The sequence below is a fragment of the Paenibacillus sp. FSL F4-0087 genome (assembly GCF_038020215.1).
Lineage (GTDB): Bacteria > Bacillota > Bacilli > Paenibacillales > Paenibacillaceae > Paenibacillus > Paenibacillus taichungensis.
On record NZ_JBBODJ010000001.1, the window covers coordinates 5,521,078 to 5,540,838 of the forward strand.

Annotated in this window: 16 protein-coding genes; 12 read left to right on the plus strand and 4 right to left on the minus strand. The window is 43.6% G+C overall.

What is annotated here, in order from left to right; translation table 11 throughout:
• The first annotated feature begins 47 nt into the window (after window positions 1–47).
• Together cydD and cydC are read left to right on the plus strand one after the other, a co-directional pair.
• Complete coding sequence (gene cydD / locus MHB84_RS25440; RefSeq protein WP_076289173.1) at window positions 48–1,886, plus strand: thiol reductant ABC exporter subunit CydD; 1,839 nt, start codon at window positions 48–50, stop codon at window positions 1,884–1,886.
• Window positions 1,883–3,616: a thiol reductant ABC exporter subunit CydC gene (gene cydC, locus MHB84_RS25445; protein WP_076289174.1), complete on the plus strand. Its 1,734-nt coding sequence runs from the start codon at window positions 1,883–1,885 to the stop codon at window positions 3,614–3,616. The genes cydD and cydC overlap by 4 nt, the downstream gene beginning before the upstream one ends.
• 189 nt (window positions 3,617–3,805) lie before the next feature.
• Here the strand turns inward: cydC and MHB84_RS25450 are convergent, their stop codons facing one another.
• Window positions 3,806–4,285 (minus strand): hypothetical protein, encoded by a 480-nt coding sequence (locus MHB84_RS25450; RefSeq protein ID WP_076289175.1) that lies wholly within the window; start codon window positions 4,283–4,285, stop codon window positions 3,806–3,808.
• An 896-nt stretch (window positions 4,286–5,181) separates the two neighbouring features.
• Here MHB84_RS25450 and MHB84_RS25455 point away from each other — a divergent pair.
• The 6 genes from MHB84_RS25455 to MHB84_RS25480 all read left to right on the plus strand — a co-directional run bounded on the left by MHB84_RS25455 (window position 5,182) and on the right by MHB84_RS25480 (window position 12,556).
• A complete protein-coding gene (locus tag MHB84_RS25455; RefSeq protein WP_076289176.1) occupies window positions 5,182–6,420 on the plus strand; it encodes a saccharopine dehydrogenase family protein in 1,239 nt (412 codons plus the stop codon).
• 1 nt (window position 6,421) lies between these two features.
• Entirely contained in the window at window positions 6,422–7,549 is a 1,128-nt protein-coding gene (nspC, locus tag MHB84_RS25460) for a carboxynorspermidine decarboxylase (protein WP_076289177.1), read from the plus strand.
• Between the two features lie 325 nt (window positions 7,550–7,874).
• A complete protein-coding gene (locus MHB84_RS25465; protein ID WP_076289357.1) occupies window positions 7,875–9,350 on the plus strand; it encodes a spore germination protein in 1,476 nt (491 codons plus the stop codon).
• Window positions 9,351–9,353: 3 nt separating this feature from the next.
• A complete protein-coding gene (locus MHB84_RS25470) occupies window positions 9,354–10,448 on the plus strand; it encodes a GerAB/ArcD/ProY family transporter (RefSeq protein WP_076289178.1) in 1,095 nt (364 codons plus the stop codon).
• A complete protein-coding gene (locus MHB84_RS25475) occupies window positions 10,445–11,572 on the plus strand; it encodes a Ger(x)C family spore germination protein (RefSeq protein ID WP_076289179.1) in 1,128 nt (375 codons plus the stop codon). The genes MHB84_RS25470 and MHB84_RS25475 overlap by 4 nt, the downstream gene beginning before the upstream one ends.
• Before the next feature lie 111 nt (window positions 11,573–11,683).
• Window positions 11,684–12,556, plus strand: coding sequence for a YitT family protein (locus MHB84_RS25480; protein ID WP_076289180.1), 873 nt, complete (start codon window positions 11,684–11,686; stop codon window positions 12,554–12,556).
• A 155-nt stretch (window positions 12,557–12,711) separates the two neighbouring features.
• On the opposite strand, the gene MHB84_RS25485 is transcribed toward MHB84_RS25480, so the two are convergent.
• Both MHB84_RS25485 and MHB84_RS25490 read right to left on the minus strand, forming a co-directional pair.
• Window positions 12,712–13,530 (minus strand): MerR family transcriptional regulator, encoded by an 819-nt coding sequence (locus MHB84_RS25485; protein ID WP_076289181.1) that lies wholly within the window; start codon window positions 13,528–13,530, stop codon window positions 12,712–12,714.
• A gap of 22 nt (window positions 13,531–13,552) precedes the next feature.
• Entirely contained in the window at window positions 13,553–14,092 is a 540-nt protein-coding gene (locus tag MHB84_RS25490) for a GNAT family N-acetyltransferase (protein WP_076289182.1), read from the minus strand.
• 314 nt (window positions 14,093–14,406) lie between these two features.
• Between MHB84_RS25490 and MHB84_RS25495 the strand changes: the two genes are divergently transcribed.
• A complete protein-coding gene (locus MHB84_RS25495) occupies window positions 14,407–15,309 on the plus strand; it encodes a cation diffusion facilitator family transporter (RefSeq protein WP_076289183.1) in 903 nt (300 codons plus the stop codon).
• A 96-nt stretch (window positions 15,310–15,405) separates the two neighbouring features.
• Here MHB84_RS25495 and MHB84_RS25500 read toward each other — a convergent pair whose 3' ends face one another.
• Entirely contained in the window at window positions 15,406–16,269 is an 864-nt protein-coding gene (locus MHB84_RS25500) for an AraC family transcriptional regulator (RefSeq protein WP_076289184.1), read from the minus strand.
• Between the two features lie 233 nt (window positions 16,270–16,502).
• Between MHB84_RS25500 and MHB84_RS25505 the strand changes: the two genes are divergently transcribed.
• The 3 genes from MHB84_RS25505 to MHB84_RS25515 all read left to right on the plus strand — a co-directional run bounded on the left by MHB84_RS25505 (window position 16,503) and on the right by MHB84_RS25515 (window position 19,756).
• Window positions 16,503–17,723, plus strand: a complete 1,221-nt coding sequence (locus MHB84_RS25505) for an MFS transporter (protein WP_076289185.1) — start codon at window positions 16,503–16,505, stop codon at window positions 17,721–17,723.
• A gap of 426 nt (window positions 17,724–18,149) precedes the next feature.
• Entirely contained in the window at window positions 18,150–19,361 is a 1,212-nt protein-coding gene (locus MHB84_RS25510; protein WP_076289186.1) for an MFS transporter, read from the plus strand.
• Window positions 19,362–19,396: 35 nt separating this feature from the next.
• The gene (locus MHB84_RS25515) at window positions 19,397–19,756 is read left to right on the plus strand and encodes a GIY-YIG nuclease family protein (RefSeq protein WP_076289187.1); all 360 of its coding nucleotides are present in this window, start codon (window positions 19,397–19,399) and stop codon (window positions 19,754–19,756) included.
• The last annotated feature ends 5 nt before the right edge of the window (window positions 19,757–19,761 follow it).

The window sequence follows — 19,761 nt, forward strand, 5'->3', positions numbered from 1 at the left end:
ATGTAAGGGAGTAATCTCACAGGTTCATTGAAAGGAGGAGAGCTTACATGAAGAGGAAGACAAACCTGATCTCTCAACAAATGTCTGGGCAACGAAAACGTCTCGTGCTTCTTGCAGTGATTTCACTTGCGCTGGGTGCAGCGATTGTAAGTCAGGCTGCGCTGCTTGCTGAAGCAGTACAACGGATTTTTGTGGAGAAGGCTTCCCTTTCGTCGGTCGTCATGCTGCTCGGGATACTTCTGGCTGTCATGGTCGTACGTACAGGGTTGTCTTATGGGAACGGAAAAGTTGGTTTGCATATGGCTTCCAGTGCGAAGACGAATATGCGAGCAGCCGTGCTGCAACATTTGACCCATGCCTCGATGCCATCAACCCTTCGTGGACAAACAGGCGGAAAGGTCAGTGTTGCTCTGGATGCTGTGGATGAGGCTGACAGTTATTTCAGTCAGTACATGCCGCGTATGATGGAGGCTGCCATCATTCCGATTCTGATTTTGGTGGTAACGTTTATGCAGCATGCCAATTCAGGCTTCATTATGCTGTTTACGGCACCGTTTATCCCCTTGTTCATGATTTTGGTGGGACTGAAAACAAAGAACAAATCAGAGGAGAAATATGCGCAGCTGGCCGAGTTCTCCGGTACGTTTCTGGACTCTCTTCAAGGGCTGGTTTCGTTGAAAATATTTGGACGGGCTCACCGTCAGCAGCAGGAGATTGAACGCGCTAGCCTCGGTTACCGCGATGCCACGATGGGCATTTTGCGGATTGCGTTTACCAATACGTTCATGCTGGAATCGATCGTAATGCTAAGCATCGGTATCGTGGCTCTTGAGCTTGCAATCCAGCTGCTTGTATTCAAATCGATGGCGTTCCATACCGCGTTTCTCGTGCTGCTGCTCGTTCCCGAGTTCTACAGTCTGTTGAAAAATACGGGAACGGCTTTTCACAGCGGTCGAACAAGTATGGGAGCAGTTCGTAAGGTAGAGCAGATGCTTGAGGAAACGGCTGGGGAGAGTATATCGGTAGATGGCAAAGAAGGATCAGGTACATCCGATGGAATTGACGAGGTCGATAACATGGATCGGATGGAAAGAGGAAACGGGATAGGGACATTGCAAATGGACCGTTCCAATGGCAGTTCCATACCGCCGACCATCATATTGAACCATCTCCGATTTCGGTATGCGCCCGAATCATTCGAGCTTGAGACTGGTCGAGCACAGCTTGATCCGGGAGAATACATTGCCATTGTCGGCAAAAGTGGTTCAGGGAAAACGACGTTACTCCATCTCATTGCGGGTTTGCTGAAACCAGCATCAGGAGAGGTTCTGGTAAATGGACAGCCGCTATTCAAATATGATGAGACTTCATGGTTCGAACACGTTAGCTACATTACACAGCATCCCTATATTTTTGCAGGTACATTTGCTGAGAACATTGCGATTGGTGCTGGGCGAAATGTATCCAGGACTGAAATCGAGCAGGCGGCAGAGGCTGCCGGGCTTGCCGAACTTGCTGCCCAATTGGAGCATGGCTTCGATACCTTGGTTGGTGAAGGAGGAAGGGGGCTGTCTGGTGGGGAAAAGCAGCGACTTGCCTTGGCACGTGCTTTTTTGAAGCGCCCATCCATCATATTGTTTGATGAACCCACGGTAGGACTGGATCTGCGCACAGAGCAGATATTGCAACATTCCATTGCCACATTGGCAGAAACCGCGACGATGATTACGGTGGCTCACCGGTTATATACGATTCAACATGCTGATCGTATATTGTTTATGGACGACGGTGTGCTAGTAGATTCGGGACGCCATGAAGAGCTTATGGCGCGCCTACCCCAGTATGCCGAGATGGTTGATGTTCAACGAAAGGGGGGCTTATCATGAATGAGCTAGCGATTTTGTCCAAAGCCATGATTCAGGAGCGCAAGGATATCATTCTTTCTATTCTAGGTGGGTTTATTGCCGGGATAGCAGGAGTGGCCCTCTTCTCGGCTAGCGGATATCTGATTTCGCAGACGGTCTTCGCGCCACCGCTTTACACCTTAATTGTACTCACCTCGCTGGTCAAGCTGCTTGGACTGCTTCGGGCGGCGAGTCGTTACGGAGAGCGCTTGTATTCACACCGGGCGACATTTTCCATGCTTAGCCGTTTGCGTACATCCTTTTTTGCCCGACTCATTCCTTTGACGCCGGGTATATTGAACAAAAAACGAAGCGGGGACCTGCTTGCGCGCATTGTTGGGGATGTGGAGAGTCTGCAACATTATTTTTTGCGCGTCGCTTATCCACCGATTATTGTTGTTATGGTCTTTTTGGCTACAGTGTTGTTTACTTCTGCTTTTTCATTCTGGATTGCGGTTTTGTTTGTAGTAGGTATGCTCACAACGACATTGGTTGTACCGGGAATAGTTTTGCTTGGGCAGCGAAAAATACATGGACACGTTCGCGAACAACGGGCGCTGCTTTCCACAGAAGTCACCGAAGTATTGTATGGGTTCCGGGATTTGAAAGTGTACGGACAACTGACTCGACGGGAGCAGCAGCTGCAGAAGGCTTCTGCTGCGTTGACGGTCCAGCAGCAACGGGCTGCCGGACACCTACTGCGCGGGCAATCCATGCATGCTTTGGTTACGTTCCTTATTTCCTGGGGCGTGCTGACACTTGGTGCTTATCTGATTATCGATGGAGCGCTGGCTGGCGTGTTTCTTGCAATGCTGGTCATGGCCTCACTAACCGTATTCGAAGAAGCTGCGGCAATGGCGACATTACCTTTGTATAAGCAGGATAGCGAGCACGCAGCCAAACGTCTGACGGAAACCATACAGACTTCCGACAGGCAGTCTGTGTCTTCACAGCCAGAAGGAGCGTTACCTGCCAATCAGGCTGTTTCGATTGATCTCTCCGATGTTACGTTTCAATATGAAGGGGGGTGGAGACCAGCGTTAAAGGACATTTCGCTGCATATTTTACCCGGCTCCAAAACGGCGATTGTCGGACCGAGCGGATCAGGCAAATCAACGATTATTGAACTGCTGCTTAAACTGCGTACACCTACAACTGGGGAGATTCAATTAAATGACATTTCGTTGAAGGAACTGGATGAGGCAAGCATTTGGCAGACGGCTAATGTTGTCTTGCAGCAAAGTCATTTCTTCCGGGGAACGATCCGGGATAACCTTTTGTTAAATGATGAAGAACATTCGGATGAACAACTGGTAGATGTGCTGGAAAAAGTACAGCTGCCGAATACAGCTTTAACCGATGTAGTATATGAAAAAGGGGAAAACCTGTCGGATGGTGAGAAGCAAAGACTGGCTTTGGCACGGGCCATGCTTCGTAAGGGACGGTTATGGCTTCTCGATGAACCTACTTCCTCAATGGATTACGTTACAGAAGAACGTGTGATGAAACATCTCTACGCACAAGCAGCTGAGGATACGCTTCTCTTGATCTGTCATCGGCTTACTGGTCTGGAAGAGATGGACCGCATTGTAGTGCTGGAACAGGGAATGGTAGTGGAAGCAGGTTCCTATGCGGAGTTAATGGAGCAAAAAGGTTATTTTTATGAGTTGAAAAAGATAGAGCGGCAAATGATCGGAGAAGTTGGAGTATAGAGAGCAAGATACACACAGATACGAATGAAAGAGTATGCGTCAATGCAGCTTAAACATTCACCTTACAAAAAAATACACTCGCACACGTTTATACTGTGTGGAGTGTATTTGTATTACCGTAAAGAAATGAGGGTAAGCATCAGTCAATTGAAGCTTCGATTAACAGCTTGTACTCCAGTACAATAGACCTTAATGGCCTCCTGTATTGGAAGCCCAGACAGGATACCAGCCTGCACTCGGTGTTTCTGTATTGTATAGCACCAAATTGCCGTCGTTTTGAACGATGAGCACGTTACCCCTGAGGTTGGGTGGCAGATTGTCCGCTCCATAGTACGATGTAGACCATGCCTTGTTGTCTGACGTCCAGTAAGGTGTGTTTTGGGGATCCTGGAGCACTAGTTTTCCACTCCAATAATCAATCTTGAAGTGATTTATTCTCGTGTCATTGGTCTTGGTGTTCCATAACATCGTGTGTGTGCGGTTATCCCAGAGCTGTAGGTCGCCGTAGACGCTGTATTGCAGTGAAAACCTGACGTTGTTGGATACGAGTGGAATCGAATTGTTATACATGATGTCATAAATGAGGCGGTCTCCAGCTGCAGATGCTGATGGAGCGCTGGAAAGCAAAAACATGAAAATTGCAGCTAATAGCAAAACAGCTTTTTTCATAAGATCCTCTTTTCTGGGATATATTTTAAATTACATACCAAATATATCATATCTTCCTATCAAAAATGTATAAAATTTCAAGTGGGAAGAAAATATTTTTGGGAGTTTTATATTTTTTCTTAACTTCGCGTAATAACTTATATTCGACATGGAAAACTAAAGGATTATTCTACCTAAATCAATCTATTTTAGGATAATCCAACTTCTATGTTACACATCGTTATCGTTGACATGTCAGTTTGAAAATTGAGAAAGAGCTGGATACATTAGGCAGTAACTATTTAAAGATTTGCCATTATAATCAGATATGCCTAAGAGAGAAATGTGTGTTCCAAAATGATGAATAAATAAATTTTTAGAGATCGCTTGATTTTTTTTAATGTATCTGATATTGTAAGACCTGTGATTTTGGAAAGCAGATATATCAACATGAATCAGGTCTTTCCAGCAGATAATTTTTGACCACTTCTCTTAAGGAAGTTAAGGCCATACGGACAGCCGGGTCAAACGCCGATTGGCAACTTATGTTGCCTTATTGATTGAGTTAAAAGCTCAAATTTTATAAGTTGGTTACTTTACAACCAGTGCATCTGCACATCAACTTGTGAAACGGTCAATAAGAGTGGTAAAGGCGAATTATTTGCTATATAGACTCTGATCTGATATTGATATACATGAAGAAGCTTTCCGCTAGAGGAGTTCTTTTGAACTTTTTTAGTTATGGAAACTTTGCGTCTTTTTAATGATGTATATCGACAAGCAAGTGTGATGATGCGCGTTTGGGGCATTTTTCACCTTGCTTTTTTTGTTGGTTCAGAACGGGCGAAAAGTTGAAAAATGAGAAAAATAATGAAGTTAATTTAAAAAAAATTCATATTGGGTTAGGAGAATGGAAAATGGGAAAAGCACTAATCATCGGCGCCGGCGGCGTAGCTTCAGTAGCAGTTCATAAATGCGTTCAAAACAGCGAAGTATTTGAGGAAATCTGCATCGCAAGTCGTACGAAATCCAAATGTGACGATCTTAAAGCGAAGTTGGACGGCGGTAAAACAAAAATTACGACAGCTCAAGTGGATGCCGACAACGTTGACGAACTGATCGCACTGATCAACGAAGTTAAACCGGATATCGTCATGAACCTGGCATTGCCTTACCAAGACCTGACAATCATGGATGCTTGCCTTGCAACGAAAACGAACTACATGGATACAGCGAACTATGAGCCGGAAGATACGGCAAAATTTGAATATAAATGGCAATGGGATTACAAAGAGCGCTTTGAAAAAGCGGGAATTACAGCTTTGCTAGGCAGTGGATTTGACCCAGGTGTTACTGGTGTATTCTCTGCTTATGCCCTGAAACATTACTTTGACGAGATTGAATATATTGACATTCTGGATTGCAACGGTGGGGATCACGGCTATCCGTTCGCAACCAACTTCAACCCTGAAATCAACATCCGCGAAGTTTCGGCTAACGGAAGATACTGGGAAAAAGGTGAATGGATCGAAACGAAACCAATGGAAATCAAACGTGTCTATGACTTCAAAGAAGTTGGCGAGAAAGACATGTACCTGCTTTATCATGAAGAGCTGGAGTCCTTGGCTAAAAATATGCCTGGTCTGAAACGCATTCGTTTCTTCATGACATTTGGTCAAAGCTACCTTACGCACTTGAAAGCACTTGAAAATGTGGGCATGACTTCGATCGAACCTATCGAATACGAAGGCAAACAAATCATTCCGCTTCAATTCCTGAAGGCGGTACTGCCAGATCCGGCGTCCCTTGGACCACGTACTGTGGGCAAAACGAACATCGGTTGCATTTTCAAAGGTAAAAAAGACGGCAAAGACAAAACGTACTACGTTTACAACATTTGTGATCACCAAGAATGCTACAAAGAAGTTGGTTCCCAAGCCATCTCTTACACAACAGGTGTTCCAGCTATGATTGGTGCAGCAATGGTGATGATAGGCAAATGGAACAAACCAGGCGTATACAACGTTGAAGAGTTCAACCCAGATCCATTCATGGAAGAGTTGAACAAATGGGGTCTCCCATGGGTTGAAGATTTCAACCCAGTACTCGTTGACGAATTGCCAGAAGAAGTCAAAGAATCGGAGCTTGTTCGTTAAGATGCGGTTTGAGCAATTACCGACGCCATGTTTTGTTGTTGACGAAGGACTTATCGAAAGAAATCTCAAAATCCTGAACGGTGTCATGCAACGTACAGGAGCCAAAATCGTGCTGGCTCAGAAAGCATTTTCCATGACCACGATGTATCCGCTCATTGGAGAATATCTGAGCGGTGCAACGGCAAGCGGGCTGTATGAAGCCCGCCTGGGTCATGAGGAGATGGGTAAAGAGAACCACGTCTTTGCCCCGGCTTATCGCGAAGATGAGATCGATGAAATCCTTTCGATTACTGATCATATTATCTTCAATTCATTCTCCCAACTGGAGAAATTCAAGGGCAAAGCGCTTCAGGCTGGTCGAAAAGTAGGCCTGCGTATTAACCCTGAATGCTCGACTCAGGAGGGGCATGAGATTTACGATCCATGTTCTCCTGGTTCAAGGTTCGGTGCAAAGCAAGAAGATTTCCGTGCTGAGCTGTTGGAAGGAGTCTCCGGACTGCATTTCCATACCTTGTGCCAGCAAAATTCAGATGATCTGGAAACGACGCTGAATGCGGTAGAAGAGAAGTTTGGACAATGGCTGCCACAAATGGAATGGATCAACTTCGGCGGTGGACACCACATCACACGCGAGGATTACGACATTCCTAGACTGGAAGCCTGCATTAAACGCATGCAGGAAAAATATGGTCTGGAAGTATATCTGGAGCCGGGCGAAGCGGTTGCGCTGAACGCGGGCTTCCTGGTGACTTCTGTGCTCGATTTCCACAAGAACGGTATGGACATTGCCATTCTGGATACCTCGGCAACATGCCATATGCCGGACGTGCTGGAAATGCCGTATCGCCCGCCGCTTATCGGTTCGGGAGAAGCAGGGGAGAAAGCCCACCTGTATCGTCTGGGTGGACAAACTTGCCTGTCAGGTGATGTGATCGGCGATTATTCGTTTGACCAACCGCTCAAAACGGGTGACAGACTGGTATTTGAGGACATGGCGATCTACTCCATGGTCAAAACCAATACATTTAACGGTATGCCGCTGCCAGCCATCGCAGTGAAAAGAAAAGATGGCGATTGCGAAGTGGTTCGCGAGTTCGGCTATCAGGACTTCAAAATGAGATTGGCTTAACTTCATTATTCCTTACTTTATACTGCGTTTTCAGACAGAATGGTCTATTTTATAATAAATCCGTTTCTGTTAGGAAATGATCCAATATAAGACGCTCCTAGTACCAATCCAATTGGGTACTAGGAGCGTCTTTTTTGTGTTTGACTTGAGGTATATTATTCCCGACTAAAAGAGCCAACGGTTACATTTTTATTTACATAAAATAAGTTTTGTGGACTAACTTTGAAGTAGATTTCAGTGATATGCATATCGTCTCCAATAATCGTCATAATAAGGAAAAGTTGCTGGAAGAAGGGAGGCTAGGGTAGTGGATGAACAATCTGCCATGATCAGGAAAGATGAAAGCATCACCAAAAGTTTAGACGAATCCATCCTTAGAATTGAAGAAATTTTCACAGATACTCCCGATCTGATCATTCGAAAGCTATATATAAAACAAACTGGAGAACAAGCTACCATCATCTATATGGAAGCATTGACTGACAAAACGTCGCTTAATCATGATGTTCTTGCTCCGCTTCAGCTCGAAACCGGAAACCCCTCCGAAGACTTCATAACAACGGTTGGATATATGAAGCCGTATACCAAGTGGGATGATCTCAAACTTTCCATTATCCTCGGCTATAGCGTACTGTTTATCGAAGGAAGAAGTATCGCCTATGCACTAGATACAAAAGGTTTGCCGCAGCGAGCGATTGAGGATCCTCAGCAGGAGCCATCACTGAAAGGAGCTCATCAAGGATTTACTGAGACCGGTTCTCAAAATATAGCCATGATCCGCCGTTATATCGCGGACAAAGAGTTAAAGCTCAAACGGTATATCGTTGGGAAGCGAGGCCAAACGGAAGTATCCTTGCTTTATTTGGAAGATGTGGCGAAACCGGAGATGATTAAAGTACTCGAAGAACGGATTCAATCCATAGATGTGGATGCCATTATTAACACTGGAGAATTAGCAGAATTTATTGAAGACCAACCCCTTGCTTTACTACCCCAAATCATTACGACAGAAAGACCGGATACAGCTGCTTCTCAAATACTGCAAGGACGATGTGTCGTTGTGGTCGATGGTTCGCCCAGTGTGTTGGTAGCGCCTGTTACCTTCATGTCCTTTTTTCAGACGGTTGATGATTACAGTTCCAGATGGTCCATTTCGTCGTTTCTTAGAGTTTTACGTATGTTTGCCTTTTTCATCGCCATTTTTTTGCCTGGATTTTTTATATCAGTCATTTCATTTCATTTTGAGATAATACCGATGAAACTGTTGTTAACGCTTGGTGAATCAAGGGGCCAAGTTCCATTCCCTCCATTCGTTGAGGCAATCATTATGGAAATCACACTTGAGATGCTAAGGGAAGCGGGGGTTCGGCTTCCAGCTCCGGTAGGGCAGACCGTAGGGATCGTGGGAGGTATTGTCATTGGACAGGCGGTTGTTCAGGCTGGGCTGATCAGCAATGTGATGGTTATCGTCGTCGCTTTTACAGCTATCTCATCTTTTATTATTCCTAATCCAGATATGATGGCAGCTGTACGCCTCATGCGTTTCATGATGATGATACTCGCTAACTGGTTTGGGTTCATCGGACTAGTCGTGGGTATGATGACCATCATCGGCCGATTAATAACATTAAACTCGCTCAATACCTCCTATAGCACACCTATAGCTCCATTTAGAGCTGCGGATTGGAAGGATACCTTATTACGGGTACCGTTGTGGATGATGAACAACCGTCCAGTAAGCACGCAATCACGTCAGTCAAGACGCCAGGGGAAAAGTAGAGGATGGAAGGAGAAAAACTAGCAAATGAAGACTTTTCGTCCGGTAACTATGCTTCAATTCATTCTTATTATTTCTACTTTCCAAATCAGCGTTGCTTTTTTGTCTCTTCCAAGAGAACTCGCAAGACATGCGGGGACGGATGGTTGGCTAGTGATTTTCTTGGGCTGGGGACTGGCGACGTTGGCCTCCATAGCGATCGTCAAGGTGATGAGATATAATCCAAACAGCTCAATACTAGAATTGATTCAGCGTTATATTGGCGTGTGGGCAGCAAAAATGGCTGCTTTTATATTTATGGCCTATTATTTGCTTCTGGCATATGACGGTTATATGGTTGCTTCACTTGTCATTAAATTATGGTTATTGCCGAGCACATATATTTATATTCTAGTCCTGCTGCTGCTCATACCCACATTTCAGATTGCGCAACATGGTTTCCAGGCGATTGGCCGGTATAGTGAAATTGTCACGATGCTCTCCGTTTGGATTCCGTTCATTTATGTATCTACGCTGAGTCATGCCCATTGGCTCTATTTACTGCCCATCTTTAAAGAGGGATGGTTTCCGGTTCTTTCATCCATAAAATTTATGATCTATCCGATGCTTGGCATCGGTTTAGTTTTGTTTCTCTATCCCCATCTAGTTAACAAAGAAAAGGCATTGCCTGCCATGATGATATCAAACACGCTTACTTGCATGGTTTACTTGGGAATCACGCTGATTTGTTACGTGTATTTTAGCCCAGATGAGATCGGGGAGTATAACGACCCGGTGATTAGCATTATGAAGTCCATTGAATTCCAGTTTATAGAGCGGGTGGAAGTGCTATTTATTGCATTTTATCTGTTTGTGTTCTCATGCATATGGATTCCCTCCATGTATCTGGTGTCGAAGTGCTCTGCATCGCTGGTGGGAAAGGGTCAGGAAAGATACCACCTTGCAGTGTGGTGTGTTGTCATTGAACTTAGCTTTTTCCTCTATCGGCCTAGCTTTATTGAATCAGCCCAAATAAACTATTCACTTAATTACATTGGATTTATGATGGAGTTTGCTCTGCCTGCGGGCATTCTTCTGTATGTAGCGATCCGCAAAAAGATGGGACGGGGGCGAGACTTATGAAATGGGGCGTAAAATTCATGATCTCGAGTCTGTTTTGTATTTTATTGGCTGCGCTCACAGGTTGCTCCAACGACAAAACCAATTTAGAAGATGCAACGGTTCCATTGGCTCTTGGTTTGGATGTCGTAGATAAAAAGCTCCATTATTATATATCTGCACCTGTATTCAGTAAAGACATTCAAAAGAAAAGCCGGGAAGGGGGAGGAATAGCAGAAGGTTTAAGGCAGTCGAGGAATCAGCAGGATGCCCAATTTCCGGGTTCGCTTGCGGGACGTAATTATCAAGTCATTATTATAGGAAACCAATTGCTTCAATATAAGGATTGGTTTAAAGTCCTTGATGTTACATTCCGTGATCCTCGGAATACGATTACCGATCGCATCGTTGCTTTTGATGGTTCTATTGCGGATATTTTTCAGTTTCAAGCAAAAGACCAACCGCCGTTACCTTTATTTGTAAAAGCGATTGTGGATTCAGGCAGTAGAAGTTCAGCTACTGTGAAAACAACCGCGCAGGAGCTGCATAGACAATTGAATGACCGAGCGATGACGCCTTCCATCTCGGAGATCAAGATCGAAAATAACAAGATTATGCTAAAAGGAACGACTCTTTTATCCCAAAAAGGGCAATACAGAACTTCTCTGTCTTATCAGGAAACGTCACTTCTTCATATTTTGAAAAATCAAGCTGAGCCAGGGGTCAGTTTAACTTTTCAGGTTGATGACCTACAACAAACATTGCCCTTTAACATCGACAAGGTGAGTTTTTCTTTAGGCGATATTTCCGTAAAAACTAAATCCTTTTATGAAAATGGCAGATTTCAATACAAAATTAAAGTAAAGTCGATCATTATTATAACTGAAAAGTTTCTTGAATTTGAACTTTTGGAAAATTCTGAGGAAATGGAAAATAAATTGAGTAAGGAAATGAAAAAAAACATTGAGGCGCTCATCAAAAAGTGCCAGGACTATGAAATTGATCCTTTCGGGTTTGGATTTTATGCCAGGGCATATCAATACCCCTTATATAAGGAAGCGCAGTCTAACTGGGGGCAAGAACTATCCCGAGCTGATTTTGATGTGGAAGTTGATCTTCGAATCGGCGCCACTGGAGCTGTGGAGTAATTGATACAATCAACAGAAGCAGTCCTGCTAATAAAGATTATTAATTTGCCAAAATAGTGATATTTATTATAGACTATTTTTTATCGGTTAATTGTCCAAGGGGGAAAAGGAATGAATCAAAGGAACGTGCAAAAATCGAACAAACTGAAAATCATCTCCAAAGTATTATTGATTATGATCGGGGCTTTTATCACCTCGTATGGACTGGAAGCCGTATTAATTCCAAACAATGTATCAGACGGTGGTGTGACAGGTCTTAGTATCGTTGGTTCACAACTGTTTGGTTTACCGTTAGGGATGCTGATTGGTATCATCAACATTCCATTTGTATGGTTAGGTTACAAACAAATAGGTAAGAGCTTTGCTATTTACTCCATTATCGGTATTGCCTCGCTAGCTGTGGGTACAAGCCTTATGCACCATGTACCCACGATTATTCAAGGGGATACACTATTAATTACCGTTGTGGGCGGGATTATCATCGGTTTTGGTATGGGTTTGGCGCTACGTAACGGTGGAGCATTGGATGGAATCGATATGTTGGCTGTCCTGCTTTCACGCAAATTACCTTTTGGAACCAGTGATCTAATCTTATTCTTGAACATGTTTGTCTTTATTGTCGTATCAACTGTATTTGGTCTGCAAGGGGCGATTTTGTCCGCACTTGCATATTACATCGCTTCCAAAGTGATACATATCGTTGAAGAAGGTTTGAGCGGCTCCAAAACCTTTAAAATTATCACCAATCAACCGGAAATCATGGTCGAAACCATTCGTGACCGATTAGGTCGTGGAGCAACCTATACCGATGCTTACGGTGGTTATTCCAATGAACAATTCAAAGAGATTACCTGCGTAATCAACCGTATGGAAGAAAGCAAAATCAAGGATATCATTCACGAAATTGATCCCAACGCTTTTATTGTAGTGTACGACGTAGCCGAAGTGAAGGGCGGCAATTTCAAAAAGAAAGATATTCACTAATCACTACAATGAGTTGGAGTTACAGTCGCAGAGAAAAGGATTTAACATACTAACATAAAAAAAGTCGCTAATAATTTAGCGGCTTTTTTTATTATAAGGGTAGAAGTTATAGTATCAAGTCGTCGTATCCAATAACTTCTACCTTAAGGAGTTTATCATTCTTTGACAATCCGCAACTGTATTTCGGTCAGAAATTGCTCGGTAATGATCGTATCACGATTATCAATTTCATAGATTTCAAAAGGATCCCCCATTACACAGAGCCCTTTTTCATTCGCATAAGCAACGACCTCAAGCATTTTTTCATAACTTTGACGGTAGTTACCCCGATAAAAAAGGGAAAGATACTCACCAGCTGGCAGCATGTAATCGTAATCGATCGTTCTGGCTTCGTCAGGATCGAAGATAAAGAAGACGGAGTTAAAAACATCCTTCACGCCATGTTTTAGTTCCTCAAGCGACACGGATGCACCATATAATTGGTTTCCAAAGTCCGGAATATGACTTTTATGTTTTTGATGTAGCTTTTTAATGGCATAATCCATCTCCTCATCCCGAGTTATGCGTGTATTGAGCTGCAGACACGGCCGGTCAGGATACGTTTTGATACAGAAAACTCCTGTATGAATTTTGCTGGCATCAGTTAACACCTTGATTCTGCCTTGAATAATACGCTGGGTAGTTTCGAGTTTGGCTATTTGTTCCTTAATCAGTTCCTGTTCAGTCAATAACAGTTCAAGTGTATTTTCGACACTTTGCTGATCTAAATACGCTTTGATCTGTTGCATGGTAAAATCCAACTGGCGCAGGTCCCGAATGATGTTCAGCTTATACATATCTTGAAGGCTGTACAGACGATATCCGTTTCCGTCTCGCCGAGGCACGAGCAATCCTAATTTTTCGTAATAACGCAGCGCGTCAACACCTATTCCGTAAAGCTTCGAGATTTCATTGATTTTATAATCGTTTTTCATCGGTTTTCTTCCTCGTTTGCATTTAGCTATTATATGCGTGCGCGTATGCTGAAGTCGCGCCATACACTTCCTTATACAGCAATTTTCTCACCATTTCAAATTGTGTCGGGGTCAACTTTGCCGGATAACTCATGATCTGTAAAGGTAAGGTTTGCTGACTTACAGCACGAAGGGGTGGCTGAACATAAGAATGATCTCCCAGGCAGAATCCCAGGCGCTCATAAAATCCAATCCTTCTCCGCTTCAGCTCATCTTCTGGCAATTCAACTTCCAATATAACCGGCTTGTCTGACAGGTTCATGAAACGCTCCATTAACCGCTTGCCTATGCCGCCTCCACGAATGTTCGGAGATACAGCCAAATGCTCAACATATCTGAACGACTCGAACTCCCAGCCTGCGAGAAAGCCAATCACTTCATTCTGCTCATTTTCCTCTGTAAGAAGGCGATAGCATGAATGGGACAGCAGCTTCTTCTGTTCTGAATATTCCCGATATTCGGCTGTGGGAAACGATTGCTTCATAATTTTAAACACTTGGTCAAACTGTTTTTGCAACATCATCTTCATCCACTCCTGAATTGTAAAGCCATATTTGTTATACATCACGATAAACCCTGGTACGATACCAGAGTCAAGCCTATGGCGGAAAAGGTGGGGCAGACCGAAGTAAAGAGGAGCATTGTGACTGGAGAAGGGGTGCGATTCACAATATCTAAAAGTTTACTTATCGCAACTTTTTTTGGCCGAGGTCAAACTCTTTCGTTGTACAGACATTGTTTTACTTGGTTCAAAACGTTTCTCTAGACCCACACAACATCGTGATGATACCATCGTAAAGTGCTAGAAAACAGTTGGGATCAGGGGGATTACGTTTCGTGGAGCAAATAAAGTATGACAACTTAAAACTAGGTGAAAAGGGAGCAATTATCAGTATTATTGCTTATATTTGTTTGACTGCAATTAAAATGATTATCGGTTATATGTCTAATTCTGAAGCTTTAAAAGCCGATGGGTTGAACAATGCTACCGATATTATAGCTTCGATCGCGGTTCTTATCGGTCTGAGACTTGCTCAACGACCTGCTGATAAAGATCATACATACGGACATTGGAAAGCAGAGACCGTTGCCTCACTGGTTGCGTCTTTCATAATGATGGTAGTTGGGCTGCAAGTGCTTTACGGAGCGATTACATCCGTCTTCCAGGGGAAAAGCGAATCTCCGGACATCATGGCAGCCTGGACAGGCATTTTATGTGCCGCTGTGATGTATCTCGTATACAGATATAACAAGAGACTTGCTTTGAAGATCAAGAGCCAGGCGGTTATGGCGGCTGCAAAAGATAATATTTCTGATGCCTGGGTTAGTATAGGGACAGTTATAGGGATTATTGGTTCACAATTCGGCCTACCATGGCTTGACCCATTAACAGCTGTAGCAGTGGGCTTTCTAATATGTAAAACCGCTTGGGACATTTTTCGTGAAGCAACACACCATCTTACGGATGGATTTGACGAAGAGCTAATCAAGGAATACAGGAGTACAATTGCCAGTGTAGATGGCGTAGAGGCGGTAAAAGACTTAAGAGCCCGAAATTACGGTAATAATGCCGTTGTCGATGTGGTAATTCTGGTACGATCGGATTTGGATCTTCAGAAAGCTCATGATATTTCAACAAATGTAGAAGACGAATTGTTAAGGGAACATGAGGTATACACTGTCCATGTTCATGTTGAACCAGACTCGGATGAAGCCTCTAATGAAGCACTTCAATTATAAAAAAAGGAGTGGCAAAGATAAGGACTTGCCACCAGTAAACGTGAACATACTCTCTTCTTATATGACAGAACAGGTAGCCCTTCGGTTACCTGTTTTTTAGTTGGAAGGGTCACCGAACATGTCTTTTTGGTTTCTTTTGCGGAAACTTCTCGGAGATTCACCGACTGTTTTGGTAAATAGAATCGTAAAGTAGTTTGGGTTCTCGTACCCAACCAATTTGGAAATTTCCCATACTTTTTTCTTGGTTGAAACCAACAATCGGGTCGCTTCTCCCATTCTCCGCTGAATGAGGTAATGATAAGGGGAGGTACCGTAGCAATTTTTATACATATGAATCAAGTAATAGAAGTCGATATGGAATTGATCAGCCAAGTCTTTCAGCTTAATATTTTGACGATAATTCGTGTCCAGATAATCTTTGATACTTTCAGCGAGGGTATTGCTTCGAACGATCTCATTTGCTGTGCGCTGATGGTGAGACATGCGATTGATAATCAGCAAAACGGCATTCAGCAGATGATGAGAGATAGAGTTGTATCCTTCTTCCCGGATTGAAAATTCATTGAACATGGTCTGCATTAACGAACGGATCTCTTCGGAATAACGATTGGCACGAACAACTGGATCACTACCAGGTGGAACAACCCAATCATTGTTGACACGAGTACCCTCTTTGAAACGAAAGCCGCAATAAAAGGTGGATAAAGGGAATTCCGGGTCCGATCTTTCTTCGTGAAGTGTTCCCTTATTGTATACAAGAACATCTCCCTTTTGAGCCGAGTGCTTTGTCCCATTAATCGTGAACGAGCCCTGTCCCTCATTAACATAAATAATCTCATGCAAATCGTCATGCTTATGGGTAGGAAAACTCCAATGGGGATTATCTGCCAACTTCCCTACATAAATAATAATGCAATCTTGATCTTCATGCAGTCGGTCTGGCTCATGGCGTGTATTCATTAATATCTTCCCTTCAAGATTCTATGGTGAAATGACAACATACATAATGTTTTGGATGAAGATCACAACAACCTTGATTGTCGCTTAGCATGTCTGACAGTACAATTTCACTATTCAATAATATGTACTATATATCGAATTGAAGGGATGTGAAAGCAAAATCTGTTAAGAAAGGAATCCATTTAAGAAAATGAAACGTTTGCAACATTAGAGAGAAATGTGAGGGCTTATTTTTGACTAGAAAAAGAGAAAATTTACTTATTTTAACACTTACATTGGTTAGTTTTGTATTGGGAACAACCGAATACGTAATTGTGGGCGTATTGAAGGAAATCGAAACTTATATGAAAGTGTCGCTGGCTGCCGCAGGCGCGCTCGTATCCGGCTTTGCTATTGCCTATGCGATCGGAACACCGTTTGCCGTTGCTTTCTTGGCCAGAATTCCCCGAAGAAACTCCATTTTAATCGGGTTTGCAGTCGTGCTTGCCTTGAACGTACTTACCATTTTCTCAACGACGTTCTATTCCTTGATGGTTATTCGGATCGTTTCAGCCGTAGCATGCGGACTTACGATATCGCTTTCGATCTCGATTGCAAGCGATGCAGTTAACCGGGAACGGAGAGGGGATGCGATTGCCTGGATACTGGGTGGCTTTTCCATTGCCAATGTGCTTGGCGTTCCGCTCGGAACCTTCATCGGACAGCATCTGAACTGGTCCATGACGTTTGTTGTTACAGCAGGCATCGGGGTTGTGCCATTCATATTCATGTTCCGGATTCTTCCGCGACAAACGACGACCATTGCGGGTTCATTCAGTGATCAGATGGCGCTATTTATGAAGCCGCGCATATTGCTGGCATGCTTGATACCGGTTCTTGGAAACAGTTGTATTTTTGTAATTTTTACTTATATTACTCCTTTGCTGGGGAACTCCATGGGTGTATCTGCACGTTGGATTAGCGCTATACTCCTCATCTACGGTGCCTGCAGCATACTGAGCAACTGGATCGGTGCCAAAATAGCCAAAGGTGATTTCTTGCCCAAGCTCAAATGGCTTTTCGTCATTCAAGCTGCAATCTTTCTGGGACTTAGCTTCACCGTGTCTCACCTGTGGTTGGGCTTGGCGTTCCTGTTCCTGATCGGTTGCCTGTCATCATCCATGAGCGCAGCGTCCCAGCTCTATCTGTTCGACGTCTCCGGAGCGATCGCGCCGAATTCCAGACCGTTTGCGTCCACATTGCTACCCGTGGCAGCAAACGTAGGGATAGCACTCGGTTCCGGAATTGGCGGGCTTGCTGTCAATTTAGGTGGTGTAAACTGGGTGCCACCAGTAGCTGTGCTACTAGCTCTGATGGCTTTTGTGATCACAGCGATCTGCCAGCGGTCCATTCAATTAAAGCCGGAGGGAGCCACTACTCCAAAAGTAGACTACTCGATTCCAAGTACCAATTAGTGGATCCTGAAGTCTGCTTCTTTGGTCCACAATCGTGACTATTCATTGAGTAGGCAATTGAAACGACATAATCATACATGTTCGAGCACGGAAAGCCACTAATTTAGCGGCTTTTTTTGTTTTTTTGGATACATTTCTAGCACAAAAATTATTGTGAAATTAAGCTGAACAGCACCTTTTTCCCATGGATCACTTTTTGTTCAAAAGCAGAATTGAAAAGGAAGAATTCAAAAAAACGGTTGACGAAGGAAGGTATCCTGTATAGAATGAAGCCTTGATTTAGTAAATTAGTAAATTACTAAATTACTAAATAGAAAGTTGGGGGATAGGAGGAATAAAAATGAAAGAAGCAGTTGCTTTATGATGGAATGAATAGTGAAAGGCTGCGAACGTTAGCAAAAATCTTAAAGGATATGGGGTATTAACATGTTTGCCAATCCATATGTTCGAACAATTATTTTTTCCCGGGTGCTCTTGCAGCTCGGAATTTGGATCCGTAATTATGCGGTGCTTCTTTATGTTTCCGAATTGACGCATAATAATCCGGTTGATATTTCATTGATTTCGGTAGCGGAATTTTCACCGATCTTTATATTTGGTCTGATTGGCGGTACCTTTGCCGATCGATGGCGGCCGAAAAAAACAATGGTATGGAGCGATTTATTATCAGGTTTGTCCGTTGCCGTTGTATTGCTTGCAGTCATAAATGGTGGATGGATTGCACTTCTGATTGGGTCTTTCGTTTCTGCCAGCTTGTCACAGTTTTCTCAGCCTTCCGCGATGAAACTGTACAAACGGCATGTACCAGCCGAACAATTGCAGGGTGTTATGGCGATGTCCCAAACGCTTGTTGCTGTCTTTATGGTTTTGGGGCCAGTCATCGGCACGTTTATTTTCATTAAGTTTGGCATTAGCGTATCCCTCATCCTGACAGCGGTCATGTTTCTGGGCTCTTCGGTTGTATTATTATCGCTTCCCCGAGATGTAGAGGAGGAGAAATCAGGGAATCGTGGCGGCTTCGTTAAAGAGCTCACGGATGGCCTGCGTTATATCGGGGCGAATAAATCCTTGAGAACACTGGGATTAACCTTTTCGGCAGTTGGTTTGGCATCAGGATTGACTCAGCCGCTTCAGCTCTTTCTTGTCATTGAAAATTTGGGTCAGGATAAAGAATTCTTACAATGGCTCGTAATGGCAAATGGGGCGGCCATGTTGGTCGGAGGAGCTGTAATTATCGGGATCGCTAAAAAAGTGAAGCCACAGTTACTGCTTTTAGTCGGCTTACTTGTTAATGCGATCTGTACGGTCGGAATGGGCGCATCAACACAAATTTGGTTAACCATTATTCTGCTCGTAATCAGCGGATTGTTCTTCCCGTGTATCCAAGGTGGGATTCAGACGCTTCTTGTGCGGAATACGGAAGGGGCATTTATTGGCCGGGTGTCCGGAGCGATCATGCCGATTTTTATGGGAATGATGGTGGTTGGCATGCTTACCTCCGGGTATCTCAAGGATACGTTTTCCCTGCTTAGTGTATTTATAGCGAGTGGTGTTTTTGTGATTATTGGTGCGCTACTATTGCTCCCTATTGTCATTGAAAGAAGAAATAAAGTTGCCGAGGGAACTCCATCACTATGACGGAAAGAGAATTGAAACGATAAGGAGAGAGAGACATGGATATGAATAAGCGCAGGGAGCTACTGGAGGAATATAAGCAGATCAAGACGTATATGGGCGTAGCTCAAATTAAAAACAAAGTAAACGGAAAAATCTATATCGACAGCTATCCCAACTTGAAAAACAAATGGTTTACTCTGCAGATGCAACTGGATCAAGGAAGATTTGCGAATGCCGAGTTGCAAAAAGAATGGAGAGAATTCGGAGAAGCGGCATTCACTTATGAGGTACTGGAACAGAAGGACATCGATAAGGTGACGGATATACGTTGGGAACAAAAACAAATCCTGAAGCCGTGGCTTCAGAAGTTACAGCCATACGGAGACAAGGGCTATAATAGACCGCCAAAGAATTAAATCAT

Bases quoted from the DNA above. Each gene is read 5' to 3' on its own strand.
- MHB84_RS25450 (WP_076289175.1), bottom strand. From the start codon at position 4,285: ATGAAAAAAGCTGTTTTGCTATTAGCTGCAATTTTCATGTTTTTGCTT.
- MHB84_RS25455 (WP_076289176.1), top strand. From the start codon at position 5,182: ATGGGAAAAGCACTAATCATCGGCGCCGGCGGCGTAGCTTCAGTAGCA.
- MHB84_RS25490 (WP_076289182.1), bottom strand. From the start codon at position 14,092: ATGATGTTGCAAAAACAGTTTGACCAAGTGTTTAAAATTATGAAGCAA.
- cydC (WP_076289174.1), top strand. From the start codon at position 1,883: ATGAATGAGCTAGCGATTTTGTCCAAAGCCATGATTCAGGAGCGCAAG.
- MHB84_RS25475 (WP_076289179.1), top strand. From the start codon at position 10,445: ATGAAATGGGGCGTAAAATTCATGATCTCGAGTCTGTTTTGTATTTTA.
- MHB84_RS25480 (WP_076289180.1), top strand. From the start codon at position 11,684: ATGAATCAAAGGAACGTGCAAAAATCGAACAAACTGAAAATCATCTCC.
- MHB84_RS25485 (WP_076289181.1), bottom strand. From the start codon at position 13,530: ATGAAAAACGATTATAAAATCAATGAAATCTCGAAGCTTTACGGAATA.
- MHB84_RS25470 (WP_076289178.1), top strand. From the start codon at position 9,354: ATGAAGACTTTTCGTCCGGTAACTATGCTTCAATTCATTCTTATTATT.
- MHB84_RS25510 (WP_076289186.1), top strand. From the start codon at position 18,150: ATGTTTGCCAATCCATATGTTCGAACAATTATTTTTTCCCGGGTGCTC.
- MHB84_RS25465 (WP_076289357.1), top strand. From the start codon at position 7,875: ATGATCAGGAAAGATGAAAGCATCACCAAAAGTTTAGACGAATCCATC.
- cydD (WP_076289173.1), top strand. From the start codon at position 48: ATGAAGAGGAAGACAAACCTGATCTCTCAACAAATGTCTGGGCAACGA.
- nspC (WP_076289177.1), top strand. From the start codon at position 6,422: ATGCGGTTTGAGCAATTACCGACGCCATGTTTTGTTGTTGACGAAGGA.
- MHB84_RS25515 (WP_076289187.1), top strand. From the start codon at position 19,397: ATGGATATGAATAAGCGCAGGGAGCTACTGGAGGAATATAAGCAGATC.
- MHB84_RS25500 (WP_076289184.1), bottom strand. From the start codon at position 16,269: ATGAATACACGCCATGAGCCAGACCGACTGCATGAAGATCAAGATTGC.